We start from the raw sequence: 12,613 nt of genomic DNA, 5'->3' as shown, positions 1-12,613 counted from the left end.
TAACTTCTTGACCAGCTTCAACGTTCAATTTTTCAACGTAAACTGCTTGACCAACTTCAACTTTAACTTGTTTTCCGCCAGTTTTGATAATTGCGTATGTGCTCATTATGCACCTCCTATGATTTTTATGGGTTTCCCCGAATTTTTTGTGAAGACTCGCCTAGCATCGTGGGACGAACCACTTAAAAGAAGAGCTCTAAGTATAACAAAGAATAAACTAGGAATTGAGCCGAAGACATAACTTATGTTAGGCAAGGCGACAATGACGAAGTTTAAATTTGTTATACGACGAGCAACGATGTTCGTGCGGTTGCACAGGATTGTGCATAGTCAACTCTTCAAGTATAGCATATCTCCTATTTTCTTACAAGTAATAACACCTAAAATGAAGCTTTTTCTTTTACTTTTTTCTGCCAAGATGCAAAAAGCATGCTGAGGTAAAAGATGCTCATCATAATAGGAACACCAAGAATGGTCTTTTCATGATAGAAAATCGTCAAATAGGCTGAAAAGACCACACCAAGGACAAAACTACTAAGCAGGCTAACAAATATGAAACCTTCACGCAAAAAAGGAGTGTGCTTAGTTCTAAAATAATCTCCAAAAGCCAGCATGGTCCGTTTGATGTTCCCTGTCATAAAAGCGTTATTGTAGGCAATACCCGACACTTCTCCAAAAGCAGTTGTCACCAACCCCATACAGAAGGCCAAGGGTGGCACTAGATAGATATTATCTACAGTCTGCGGCACAAAACCGATAACTATTGATAAGATTCCCAAAGGAATCAGTGACAAAATTGGTTTTTTCACAATTCGCAATTTTTCCTTATAAACTGTTAGTAAAAAGACCCCCATCATAAAAGCTAGCAAGGTCATTACTTTAGCACTCGCATCTGACACATTATGTTGAATAAGTCCCACTGAAAGAAATACGACATTCCCAGTTTGTCCAGCTACAAGAGTATTCCCTCGCACAATAAACGTATAGGCATCTACATATCCTGCACAAAACGTCAAAAAAAGCGCTAGCCTCTTAGACTGACGTGATATTTTTCTTATAGGTAATAACCTCATTTTCCCTCCCATTTCATTTACTCATCTCATTATTGTACCACTTTCTTTGGAAAAGACCTAGTAGCTTATTTGAAATTTTTTACCCTATGTTGGATAGTCCTGTCTATCTATGTTATAATGAAAGAAGGATTTGAAATCGGAAAAGGAGTAACTATGCTTAAATTAGGTGTCATCGGAACAGGGGCTATCAGCCACCACTTCATAGAAGCAGCCCATTCCAGTGGAGAATACAAGCTGGTCGCAGTCTATTCTAGAAAACTAGAAACTGCGACAACCTTTGCTTCTCGCTATCAAGATATCCAACTCTTTGATCAATTAGAGGACTTCTTCAAGAGCTCCTTTGATGTTGTCTATATTGCTAGTCCAAACTCCTTGCATTTTGCTCAGGCAAAAGTTGCATTATCTGCTGGCAAACACGTCATTCTTGAAAAGCCAGCTGTCACGCAGCCACAAGAATGGCTGGATTTGGTTCAAACAGCTGAGAAAAATAATTGTTTTATCTTTGAAGCAGCTCGTAATTATCATGAAAAAGCTTTCACTACTATCAAAAACTTTTTAACAGACAAGCAAGTGTTAGGGGCAGATTTCAACTATGCCAAGTATTCTTCCAAGATGCCGGACTTATTGGCTGGACAGACACCTAACGTCTTTTCAGACCGTTTTGCTGGTGGAGCCCTTATGGACTTGGGGATTTATACCCTCTATGCTGTCGTTCGTCTTTTTGGAAAATCTAATGACGCAACTTACCATGCTCAACAGCTTGACAATAGCATTGACCTAAATGGAGATGGTATCCTCTTCTACCCTGAATTTCAAGTTCATATCAAAGCTGGGAAAAATATCACTTCCACTCTTCCTTGCGAGATTTATACGACAGATGGTACCTTGACCCTCAATACGATTGAACATGTCCATTCAGCTATTTTTACCGACCACCAAGGAAATCAAGTCCATCTTCCTATCCAACAGACTCCTCATACGATGACTGAGGAAGTCGCTGCATTTGCACAGACGATTCAGCAACCAGACCAGACACTCTACCAGACTTGGCTGGACGATGCAAGCTCTGTTCATGACCTACTATATACCATGCGCCAGACTGCTGGCATTAGATTTGAGGCAGAAAAATGAAAACCAAACTACCAACTGAATGGCAAGAACTGAGTGACCAGCTCGGTTTCCAAGAATTTACCCCCATTCAAACTCAACTATTTGAGCCCATTCTTGCAGGAGAAAATCTTCTAGGAGTGAGCCCAACAGGAACTGGCAAGACCCTCGCTTACCTCCTACCAAGCCTTCTCAGACTACAAAAGAAAAAAGCGCAACAACTCTTGATTCTAGCACCAAATACAGAACTTGCTGGACAGATTTTTGATGTATGTAAAACGTGGGCAGAGGCTATCGGTTTGACAGCCCAACTCTTCCTATCAGGTTCAAGTCAGAAACGCCAGATTGAACGACTCAAAAAAGGACCAGAAATTCTTATTGGAACCCCTGGCCGTATCTTTGAGCTGATTAAATTGAAAAAAATCAAGATGATGAATGTAGAAACCATCATCCTGGATGAATTTGACCAATTGCTAGATGAGTCTCAAATTCACTTTGTTGAGAAAATCACTCACTACGCACCTCGTGACCACCAACTCATCTACATGAGTGCGACGACCAAGTTTGACCAAGAAAAGATTGTACCTAATACACGTACCATTGACCTCTCTGACCAAAAATTGGACAACATTCAACATTTCTATATGCAGGTAGACCAGCGTCACCGAGTGGATATGCTACGAAAATTGGCTCATGTTGAGGATTTCCGCGGGCTAGTCTTCTTTAACAGCCTATCAGACCTTGGAAGCGCAGAGGAAAAATTACAGTATCGGGATATCTTGGCTGTTTCCCTCGCTAGTGATGTCAATGTTAAATTTAGAAAAGTTATCTTAGAAAAGTTTAAAGACAAGCAACTAACCCTGCTTCTCGCAACAGACCTTCTGGCACGTGGAATTGATATCGATAGTCTAGAATGCGTCGTAAACTTTGATGTTCCTAGAGATAGTGAAACCTACACTCACCGTGCTGGCCGTACAGGTCGCATGGGTAAAGAAGGTTATGTTATCACTCTCGTCACTCATCCAGAAGAACTTAAAAAACTCAAAAAATTCTCAAATGTCCGTGAAATTGTCCTAAAAAATCAAGAACTCTATATCAAATAAGGTTGGAGAGAGCCAACCTCTGATTTAAAATAAAATCCTCAGAATACGAGTTTCTATGGACCTTATCTCAAGACTGAGCCTAGGACAATAGTCCCTTATCTCCAAAAAAGCAACGTATTTGCCGTTGCTTTTTTGTGGTTGAGAACTATTTTGTCTCAGGCTCTTTTTGCTTACTAAAAATTAAAGAATTCCATAGCCTGTTTGAAAAGTAAATCAGTATACTCTGGATTTTCTTGGGCAATAGTAACCTGCTCTTGAATCATTTCCAAGTCATCTGTTATCATGCCATCTGCTCCCAAATGAACTGATTTATCAAAGGACTCTGAACTATTGATGGTCCAAACGTACAATTTCTGATCGGTATTCCAAAGCTTGTTGACAAAATTTTCATCTAAAGTTGAATACTCCATGGTATAACCTGTAGCCTTGGTTCTTGGAAAAATACTATTATAAGGTAGGATGAAATAGATTGGAATTTGAGAATCGTAGGCTAAAACCTGATCAATCACATGGTAGTCCAAGGATTGCATTTGGTGACCATTCTGCTTAAGAACCGTTCCATATTTTTCCATAAAGCATTTCATCATATCAGGGCTATCTTTTCGACTGGTTTTAATCTCAATAAGAAGTTTTTGATGCAATTCATTGGCTTTATTGAGGTAGTCATCAAAACTGGACACCTTGCTATGATAACCATTTTCTGAAATATCGAGTTTGGTTAATTCTTTCAAAGTTAGATCCTGTGGATTGGCATTAACACCTGTCAGATTCTTGATATTGGCATCATGCATCATGACAAACTGGCCATCTTTCGTTTCCTGAACATCTGTCTCAACAAAGTCTGGACTTAGTTGGGCTGTCTTTTCTAAAGATTGAACTGTATTCTGCACACCATTCTTATTGGATACTCCCCTGTGAGAGATAATTAAAGGTTTATTGGCCACTGGAGCTTCCAAATAAACATAACCCTCAAGAGCGAAAAAGATACAAGCACAGCCCATCACTCCCCATCTCATCCAGTGATCTTTCTTTCTCCTTGGTGTGATCTCTAGTTCTTCTCCTGTTAGGAAGGAAACAAACTTAATGAGAAAATAAGTCAAGGCTATGTAGTGGAAATTCTTAATCAAGACAAAGTTGATAATTCCCAGCACAAGAGATTCCTTATGAGTCAGACCATCCATCAGCACTTGACTTGCTAGGATTGGAATCAACAGAAGAATGAAAAATAGGTAGGTTTTGACGACAATCCAAAGCAAGTTCCAAGTATAAAACCAGGAGTGCTTTCTTGTCTTCTCTAGACTGTATCTGACAGCTTCTTTGACTGTTCTCTTTTCAAATAAAAGCTGAGGTAGGGCAAACATGAAACGCACTGAAATGTAAAATAGCAGTAAAGCCAGAATAGTAACCACTATACCTACTAGCCAATACTTGTCTTCCACATAATCAACGATAAAGTCCGGAATGACAATTTTATTGAGGTAATAAATCTTTAAAATCTTTCGAATCAATGGAAAGAGCATCATGACATAAAAGAAGATAAAGGCTATCTTTGCAAGCGTGACTTGCTTCATAAACAAGAAACTTTGGTGAAAGACCTTGCGACTGTACTCTAGCAAGGTTCTCTTTTCATGACATAATAAATGCCGAGCACCGATAAAGAGGAGTCCTATTTGAAAATAGGCAATCAGTAAATTAACAATTACCAGAACAAATAAAGCAAGACTAATAAAGGGTGAACCCGTTATAATGGCAAAAATATTGTTATAGGAAAGAAAGAGATAGCCTGTCTGACGGAGCAAAAGTCCAGCAATCCAAGAATTTGCTGGTAACCAGACAAACTCAATCATCATGAAAGCCAAGAAAAATAGAAAGAGTATTTTATCTAGATTAAAGTATATCTGCTTAAAACCTAGATTTTTAGGTTTTTCAGGTTTCATAGTCACTCCTAGTCAAATAATTGAGACAAGTCCAAGCCTCCAAAAGGATTGTTTGATAGGCTACTTTCTGTCTCTAACAATTCTCTAGCTTGATCCGACTCTAGAAAGGACTCGTAAACACGCGCCGTCATCCGTGCATCCTCTAGACTATTATGAGACTGACCTTGAAATCCAAGAAATGAGGCAACAGTTTGCAATTTGAGATTGGCAATACCATGTAAATCTGAACTACGACGTTCAAAAGCTTCATCATACAAATCTACCTTATACTGCTGGCTGTAGTCTAAACCATGCTCTGCTAGAATAGGCAAATCACTTTTAGCAGCATTGTAACCTACCATCGGTAAAGAACCTACAAATTCTTGGAATTCTTTTATGGCTTTCTCCACTGGAGGAGCATCTTTTAAGGTCTCAGCTGTAATCCCAGTCAAACCATTGATAAAACTTTTTAGAGGCACATTGGTATGAACATAGGAATCATAGGCATCTATTTCCTGACCATCTCTAAAACGCACTGCCGATACTTGAATCAAGTGTGTTTGTCCTTCGTGCTGATTAAATTCTAAATCGAAAGCAATGTAATCTTCTAATCGTTCCATTCTATACCTCTCCTATACTGTTATTTTATACTCTTCGAAAATCAAATTCAAACCACGTCAACGTCGCCTTGCCGTACTCAAGTACAGCCTGCGGCTAGTTTCCTAGTTTGCTCTTTGATTTTCATTGAGTATTACTTGAGCAACTATACTATTTAGATTAGAAATAAAAGAAGCCATCAGGTTAGCATTTAACCTAAACAGCTCCTTGATTATCCTCCAAATAAACGAGCAAAAAAGCCTTTCTTAGTTGATTGGACTTCTTCTTTTGCTTGGTCCAGCTCTAGCTTAAGATTTTCTTGATCCTTCATAGCTTGAAGGGTCAATTGTTGCTGCTGATCGAGTTGTTTGTCTTTCTCAGCAATCTGACGGTCTTTGATACGCATCTGCTCGTCTTTTTCTGATAACTGACGATCCTTGGCTTTTAATTGTTCATAGAGACGAAGAATTTCAGCATTCTTCTCATCAACCAGAATCTCCATCAGTTCACGTTGCTTGACATCTTCACTGACAGGCTCATCTTCAAAAATCGTTTTTTTATAGATTTCTTCTAGCTTAATCAAGCCACTTCTGGTAACTACTGTTACCCCTTTGTCATTTTTATCTGTGTCTTCTTCTGGTAATTCTTTGACACGGTTATTGATTGCTTGGCGAGATAATCCTAAGACCTCTGCAATCTCACTGACGGTCATTTCAATACTCATAATATCCTCTGAAACGTTTTCTAGCTTTTCTTTACTTAAATCTTATCATAAGCTAGAAAAACTGTCAAATTTTCGCTTAATTTAAGGCCTTCAAAAAGGCTAATAAGACTTGGGCAGAGCGACGTCCAGCTTCGATAATAAACTCATCAAAAGAGATGTTTGCTTCATGGTTGGCATTGTCACTCATAGCTCGGATGACTAAAACCGGGAGATTAAGAGCATGCGCTGCCTGAGCAATAGCTGCTCCCTCCATCTCAACGGCTAAAACTTCTGGGAAATGGGACTTAATCGCTTCTATCTTGTCATTTCCTGCAACAAAACTATCTCCTGTAGCAATTAAACCAAGGTGCCATTTTTGGTCCAATTGAGATAAACTCTCTTGGATTTTGGCTACAAAGGTTTTATCTGATTCGAAATAAAGTGGTTGTTGCGCCATTTGCCCATAAGCATAACCAAAAGCTGTGACATCCACGTCATGATAGGCTAATTTATCGGCAATCACAACATCCCCAACAGCGATGCCTTCTGCTACTGCCCCAGCTGATCCGGTATTAATTAGAGCATCCACTTGGAAATGATCAGCCAAAATCGCCACACTCATGGCAGACATGACCTTCCCTATTCCACTTTCTACAAGAACGACTTCATGAGAGGCAATGCTTCCTGTGTGATAGGTATTCCCCAAAACAACTTGCTCCTGGGCATTTTCTAGATGCTGGACCAGATACGCCAGTTCTTCTGGCATAGCCGCAATAATTCCTATTTTCATTTCAATTCCTTTTCTATTACAAAAGTTTCATTGCTAACACAAGCAAAATCAAGAGAAATATGACTGCGAATAAAATTTTATTTAACTTAGAATTGAAGACATTTCTCTTGGTATTTTCAATGCGACGGCTTTTATGAATAGACGGTTCGACCTGAATCTTCAAGGTTTCCTGGCTAAAACCATGTTCCTTAGGATTGGCATAACCAAAACGGGAAGAAGAGGTTGGTAAAATTTTTGTCTCCTCATCATCTAGCAAAGGAGGACCTGAAATTTTTTCGCCTCTGTTAGCTCTTTCAATCATTTCATCCGTTAATAAAGGTTTACCCATACTGACCTCCTCTATTTTTTGTGCAATTCCCAATACTGAACAGCCATAATTGTCTTGGCATCGCAGATATGACCTGATTGGATCAATTCCTTGGCTTCTTCTAAGCTCACTTCAAGGACTTCCAAGGTTTCATCCTCATCCTGCGGACGCGGATTTTCCACTTTCGTCAAATCGCTTGCTAGGTATAGTTTTAACTTTTCATTACAAAAGCCAATGGCTGAGTAAAAATCGTATAAGAGTTCTAATTTCCCTGTATGGGCTGTTTCTTCCTCTAATTCACGTAGGGCTGCTGCTACAGGGTCTGTATTTTCTCCTACTTCCAACTTTCCGGCTGGAATTTCGTAAGAGACAGCCTCGATGGCCTTGCGGTACTGCTTGACCAAGATAAGTTTTTTCTCATCCGTTACAGCTAAAACACAGACAGCTCCATTATGGAAAATCAAATCCCGTTGAGCAGTTCCTTTACCTTCTGGTAATTCAACCTGATCTTGGACTAGTTTAAATATTGGTCCTTGATAGATTTCTTTTCGGCTAAGCGTTTTTTCTTCAAATTCCATGATAGGCTCCTACTGATTCTTAGGATGATGAGGAAGGCGTGTTGCATATTCGTCTTTGTTGACCTGACGACCACGACCAATAGCAATAGCATCCGCTGGCACGTCTTTAGTAATCGTTGAACCAGCACCAACGAGGGAATTGTCACCTAACTCAACTGGCGCAATAATGGTTGAATTTGAACCAACAAAGACATTGTTACCAATGACTGTTTTGTATTTGTTTTTGCCGTCATAGTTGACTGTAATGGTTCCAGCACCAAAATTAACCTTGCTACCCACTTCACAATTTCCGATATAAGTCAAATGACCAGCCTTAGTATTCTCACCGATTGAAGAGCCTTTCACCTCAACAAAGTTCCCAATGTGGACTTGGGTAGCTAGGCTTGAACCTGGACGAATGTGGGCATAAGGACCGACTGTCACACCGTCTGCAACACTACTTTCCTCAATCATAGAGTTGGTAATAACAGCTCCTGCTCCGATAGTGCTATCCACTATATACGTTCCATTTGTCAAAACAGTCTCAGCACCAATTTTCGTTTGCCCTTTCAAGGTAACATTGGCTTCGATTTGAACTTCAGGAGCAATCTCAACATCAATATCGATATAAGTTGCTTCTGGGTTGACAAAGCTGACCCCATTGACCATGTGTTTATGATTGATGCGACGACGCATAACCGACTCAGCAGTCGCAAGAGCCACACGGTCGTTTACTCCAAGACTCTCATCAAAATCTTTTAACGTATAAGCTCCGACTTTTTCACCAGCCTCACGGAAAATACCAATGACATCTGTAATATAGTATTCGCCTTGAGCGTTATTGGTATTGATATTTTTCAAAGCCTCAAACAAGCGTTCGTTGTCAAAGACATATGTTCCAGTGTTGATTTCCTTGATTTGTTTTTCAAAATCTGTAGCATCCTTTTGCTCCACAATGCGAAGAACCTCAGCATTGTCATTACGCACAATTCGTCCATAGCCAAAAGGATTTTCTGTTTCAGCAGTCAAGATAGTCGCCACATTTTTATGATTGATGTGGAAATCAATCAAGTTTTTCAAGCTTTCACCTGTGATCAAAGGAGTATCCCCTGCGATTACCAAGGTATGACCTGACAAAACTTCTAGAATAGGCTCTGTCATCATAACTGCATGACCAGTCCCTAACTGTTCAGATTGAGTTACAAATTCTGTCTGTCCAGCCAAGACCTCTTCAACCAATTCTGCCTTGTGTCCGACAACTGTGACTGTCTTTTCAGGTTGGATAGCTCCCACACTACGGAAAACATGTTCTAGCATAGAAATACCCGCAACCTTGTGCAAAACTTTTGGCAAATCCGATTTCATGCGAGTTCCTTTACCCGCTGCTAAAATAATGGCATAATTTGACATAATCTTCTCTTTTCTCTAGAAATTCCCTTTTATTATACCATATTTCAAATCATTCCGCGCTCTTGAATGAAAAAATGCTCTAAAGTCCTCTATTAACCCATTTTTTGAGTATTTTTTTTTGATTTTTTTTCATTTATAAGGTAAAATTATAAGATATGAGAAAGAAAATTAATCCGCTTATTTTGTTTGGTTTTTTTGGGATTATGATTTTAATTTTAATCCTAAATCGCCCTCGTTTTGAGGACCATCCTGTAAAAACAAAGTCAAATATCGCGCAAGTAGAATCGCAAGCGCTACATAATATAGATAAACCGGTGATTGATGTTTCTGGTTGGCAACGACCTGAGGAAATTAATTACGATACTCTCTCCCAAAACATTTCAGGAGCTATTGTTCGCGTCCATAGTGGCGCTCAGTCTTCAAAAGAGAATGATGCTTCCTTTGTTAATGGGGTAGACAAGGCCTTTAAAACCCATATTACCGAGTTTCAAAAACGAAATGTCCCAGTTGGGGTCTATGCCTATGTAGCTGGAAAAAGTATCCAAGAAATGGAAAAGGCTGCTGAAAGTTTTTATAATTCCGCATCGCCATACAGCCCTAGCTACTATTGGCTAGATGTGGAAGAAAAAACCATGTCCAATATGAACGAAGGTGTTGAAGCCTTTCGTGCAAAACTAGAATCACTAGGTGCTAAAAATATCGGAATCTACGTAGGAGTATACTTCATGGAAGAACACAGTATTGATACTGATAAGTTTACGTCTGTGTGGATTCCTTCCTATGGTTCTGACTCAGGATTTTACGAGGCAACTCCTAAGACTGATATAGATTATGACATTCACCAGTACACTTCTAAAGGAAAAATTGCTGGCTTTGACCACGATTTGGATATCAACGTCATCTCTTCTTTAAAAAATAAAGAAGAAACCTTTAGAAAACTCTTTTTAAAACCTTAAAAGCATTTGTTTCTCATTTGCTTTTTCTTTTTGTTTTAGATTGTGATACAATATAGTAAGGATTTTTTGAAATAGAAATAGTTGGAGGAAAAATATGCTCTCATGGTTAGCACGCGTTATTAAAGGGATTGTCATTGCTTTGGGATTTATCTTACCAGGAATTTCCGGAGGGGTTCTAGCAGCAATCTTAGGAATTTATGAACGAATGATTGGTTTTCTGGCTCACCCCTTTAAAGACTTTAAAGAAAATGTTTTGTACTTTATTCCAGTTGCCATTGGTATGTTTCTGGGAATCGGCTTATTTTCCTACCCGATTGAATACCTGCTTGAAAATTATCAGGTCTTTGTCTTATGGAGCTTTGCAGGAGCTATTATTGGTACAGTTCCTAGCCTCCTCAAAGAATCAACTCGAGAATCTGATCGAGACAAGATTGATTTAGTCTGGTTCTGGATAACCTTTATCATTTCTGGATTAGGACTCTATGCCTTAAATTTTGTCGTTGGAACCTTGAGCGCCAGCTTTCTTAATTTCGTCCTAGCTGGTACACTGCTGGCTCTTGGCGTATTAGTTCCTGGCCTCAGTCCATCAAACCTACTTTTGATTTTGGGGCTCTATGCTCCTATGTTGACTGGTTTTAAAACCTTTGACCTCTTGGGAACCTTCTTCCCGATTGGAATCGGTGCAGGTGCAACTCTCATCATTTTTTCAAAATTGATGGATTATGCCTTAAACAACTACCACTCACGCGTCTATCATTTCATCATCGGTATCGTCCTATCAAGTACCCTTTTAATCTTGATTCCAAATGCAGGAAATGCTGAAAGTATCCAGTACACCGGTATTTCTCTTGTTGGGTATGTCATCATTGCCTTCTTCTTTGCACTGGGAATCTGGCTTGGTATTTGGATGAGCCAATTGGAGGATAAGTATAAATAATGGCAAAAAAAGTTAAAGTCAAAAAAACATTGGTGGAACAAATCCTGTCCAAAGCAGGTATCCCACATCAGGGGATTCAAATCAATGCCCTAGAAGGAGAACTTCCCCAAGATTATGAACGAGATCAGATTTTCAAAACCTTGGCTCTTTTGGGAGATAAAACAGGACCAATTATCGGAATTGTCCCTATCACTCAACATTTGTCTGAAAAGAAACTAGCCAAAATTTCTGGCAATAAAAAAGTGAGCATGATTCCACAAAAGGACTTGGAAAAAACAACAGGTTATATTCATGGAGCCAATAATCCTGTCGGAATTCGTCAGAAACACAATTACCCCATTTTTATCGATAAGATCGCTCTAGACTTGGATCAAATGATTGTCTCTGCAGGCGAAGTTGGTCACAGCATTATCGTCGCTCCGCAAGACTTGGCTAGCTTTGTAAAAGCTGACTTTGTAGATATCTTGGAGGGCAACTAAGAATGAAACTCTACTTTGTCCGCCACGGTCGTACACTCTGGAATCAGGAAGGTCGCTTTCAAGGTGCCAGTGGAGATTCTCCCCTTCTTCCTGAATCCATTGAAACCCTAAAACAACTAGGTCAATATCTTAAGGATATTCCTTTTGATCAGATTTATTCAAGTGATTTACCTCGAGCGTTCAAATCTGCTGAGATTATTCAAAGTCAACTGCAGACTCCCTGTCCTTTAGAAAGCGTTCCTAACCTCCGTGAATGGCAGCTGGGAAAGTTGGAAGGTTTGAAAATTGCAACCTTGGAAGCTATTTACCCGCAACAAATCAAAGCTTTCCGATCTAATCTTGCTCAATTTGACACTCAAATGTTTGGCGCTGAATCCCTCTATAATACCACTCAACGTACCATCCAATTTATCAAATCATTAAAAGATAGTCCAGCTGAGCGTATTCTAATTGTCGGTCACGGCACCAATCTTACTGCCAGTCTTCGTACTCTTCTCGGTTATAAAGAGCCACTTCTTCGTAAAGATGGTGGTTTAGCAAATGCCAGCCTGACCATTCTAGAAACCCATGATTTTGAAATATTTACTCTCGATACTTGGAATGATACTTCCTATCAATAACAGAACTTGATTTTAGCGTCAAGTTCTTTTTAGTTTTGAAAGATTATCCGTGAATTTC

At 39.4% G+C, this 12,613-nt stretch carries 15 protein-coding genes and 1 other annotated feature; of the genes, 6 read left to right on the top strand and 9 right to left on the bottom strand.

Features of this window, described 5'->3' with window-relative positions; genetic code table 11:
- Positions 1 to 106 (bottom strand): bL21 family ribosomal protein (locus PAN07_RS11850; RefSeq protein WP_269797985.1); only part of this gene is annotated, 106 nt, incomplete at its 3' end.
- A gap of 36 nt (positions 107 to 142) precedes the next feature.
- Positions 143 to 322: a sequence feature (ribosomal protein L21 leader region), on the bottom strand.
- Positions 323 to 380: 58 nt separating this feature from the next.
- On the bottom strand, positions 381 to 1,073 hold the full coding sequence (locus PAN07_RS11845) for a YoaK family protein (protein ID WP_064275914.1): 693 nt from the start codon (positions 1,071 to 1,073) through the stop codon (positions 381 to 383).
- Between the two features lie 153 nt (positions 1,074 to 1,226).
- Here PAN07_RS11845 and PAN07_RS11840 point away from each other — a divergent pair, with 153 nt between their 5' ends.
- Positions 1,227 to 2,204, top strand: coding sequence for a Gfo/Idh/MocA family oxidoreductase (locus PAN07_RS11840; protein ID WP_269797983.1), 978 nt, complete (start codon positions 1,227 to 1,229; stop codon positions 2,202 to 2,204).
- Positions 2,201 to 3,283 carry a DEAD/DEAH box helicase gene (locus tag PAN07_RS11835; protein ID WP_084863227.1) on the top strand — a complete coding sequence of 361 codons (1,083 nt, stop codon included), beginning with the start codon at positions 2,201 to 2,203 and terminating at the stop codon, positions 3,281 to 3,283. The genes PAN07_RS11840 and PAN07_RS11835 overlap by 4 nt, the downstream gene beginning before the upstream one ends.
- A 173-nt stretch (positions 3,284 to 3,456) precedes the next feature.
- On the opposite strand, the gene PAN07_RS11830 is transcribed toward PAN07_RS11835, so the two are convergent.
- The 7 genes from PAN07_RS11830 to glmU all read right to left on the bottom strand — a co-directional run bounded on the left by PAN07_RS11830 (position 3,457) and on the right by glmU (position 9,563).
- Complete coding sequence (locus tag PAN07_RS11830; protein WP_269797982.1) at positions 3,457 to 5,220, bottom strand: glycerophosphodiester phosphodiesterase; 1,764 nt, start codon at positions 5,218 to 5,220, stop codon at positions 3,457 to 3,459.
- Between the two features lie 8 nt (positions 5,221 to 5,228).
- Positions 5,229 to 5,819: a 3'-5' exonuclease gene (locus PAN07_RS11825; RefSeq protein WP_125385964.1), complete on the bottom strand. Its 591-nt coding sequence runs from the start codon at positions 5,817 to 5,819 to the stop codon at positions 5,229 to 5,231.
- A gap of 209 nt (positions 5,820 to 6,028) precedes the next feature.
- Positions 6,029 to 6,520 carry a chromosome segregation protein RocS gene (rocS, locus tag PAN07_RS11820; RefSeq protein ID WP_000021242.1) on the bottom strand — a complete coding sequence of 164 codons (492 nt, stop codon included), beginning with the start codon at positions 6,518 to 6,520 and terminating at the stop codon, positions 6,029 to 6,031.
- A gap of 76 nt (positions 6,521 to 6,596) precedes the next feature.
- Positions 6,597 to 7,289, bottom strand: coding sequence for a 5'-methylthioadenosine/adenosylhomocysteine nucleosidase (locus PAN07_RS11815; RefSeq protein WP_269797981.1), 693 nt, complete (start codon positions 7,287 to 7,289; stop codon positions 6,597 to 6,599).
- Positions 7,290 to 7,305: 16 nt separating this feature from the next.
- Positions 7,306 to 7,617 carry a cell wall synthase accessory phosphoprotein MacP gene (gene macP / locus PAN07_RS11810; protein ID WP_000517862.1) on the bottom strand — a complete coding sequence of 104 codons (312 nt, stop codon included), beginning with the start codon at positions 7,615 to 7,617 and terminating at the stop codon, positions 7,306 to 7,308.
- Between the two features lie 11 nt (positions 7,618 to 7,628).
- The gene (locus tag PAN07_RS11805) at positions 7,629 to 8,174 is read right to left on the bottom strand and encodes an NUDIX hydrolase (RefSeq protein ID WP_125385966.1); all 546 of its coding nucleotides are present in this window, start codon (positions 8,172 to 8,174) and stop codon (positions 7,629 to 7,631) included.
- 9 nt (positions 8,175 to 8,183) lie between these two features.
- Positions 8,184 to 9,563 (bottom strand): bifunctional UDP-N-acetylglucosamine diphosphorylase/glucosamine-1-phosphate N-acetyltransferase GlmU, encoded by a 1,380-nt coding sequence (gene glmU, locus PAN07_RS11800; protein WP_269797980.1) that lies wholly within the window; start codon positions 9,561 to 9,563, stop codon positions 8,184 to 8,186.
- A 155-nt stretch (positions 9,564 to 9,718) separates the two neighbouring features.
- On the opposite strand from glmU, the gene PAN07_RS11795 reads away from it, so the two are divergent.
- From PAN07_RS11795 to PAN07_RS11780, 4 genes are all read left to right on the top strand, one after another.
- On the top strand, positions 9,719 to 10,519 hold the full coding sequence (locus tag PAN07_RS11795; protein WP_064275902.1) for a glycoside hydrolase family 25 protein: 801 nt from the start codon (positions 9,719 to 9,721) through the stop codon (positions 10,517 to 10,519).
- Positions 10,520 to 10,613: 94 nt separating this feature from the next.
- Positions 10,614 to 11,456, top strand: a complete 843-nt coding sequence (locus tag PAN07_RS11790; protein WP_084863218.1) for a DUF368 domain-containing protein — start codon at positions 10,614 to 10,616, stop codon at positions 11,454 to 11,456.
- On the top strand, positions 11,456 to 11,935 hold the full coding sequence (locus PAN07_RS11785; protein WP_042751369.1) for an aminoacyl-tRNA deacylase: 480 nt from the start codon (positions 11,456 to 11,458) through the stop codon (positions 11,933 to 11,935). Before PAN07_RS11790 ends, PAN07_RS11785 begins: the two co-directional genes overlap by 1 nt.
- A gap of 2 nt (positions 11,936 to 11,937) precedes the next feature.
- On the top strand, positions 11,938 to 12,555 hold the full coding sequence (locus PAN07_RS11780; RefSeq protein WP_269797979.1) for a histidine phosphatase family protein: 618 nt from the start codon (positions 11,938 to 11,940) through the stop codon (positions 12,553 to 12,555).
- The last annotated feature ends 58 nt before the right edge of the window (positions 12,556 to 12,613 follow it).

The organism is Streptococcus sp. SM5 (assembly GCF_027497975.1).
Note: the sequence above shows the minus strand (reverse complement) of the source record. Positions and strands in the feature narration are given on the sequence as shown.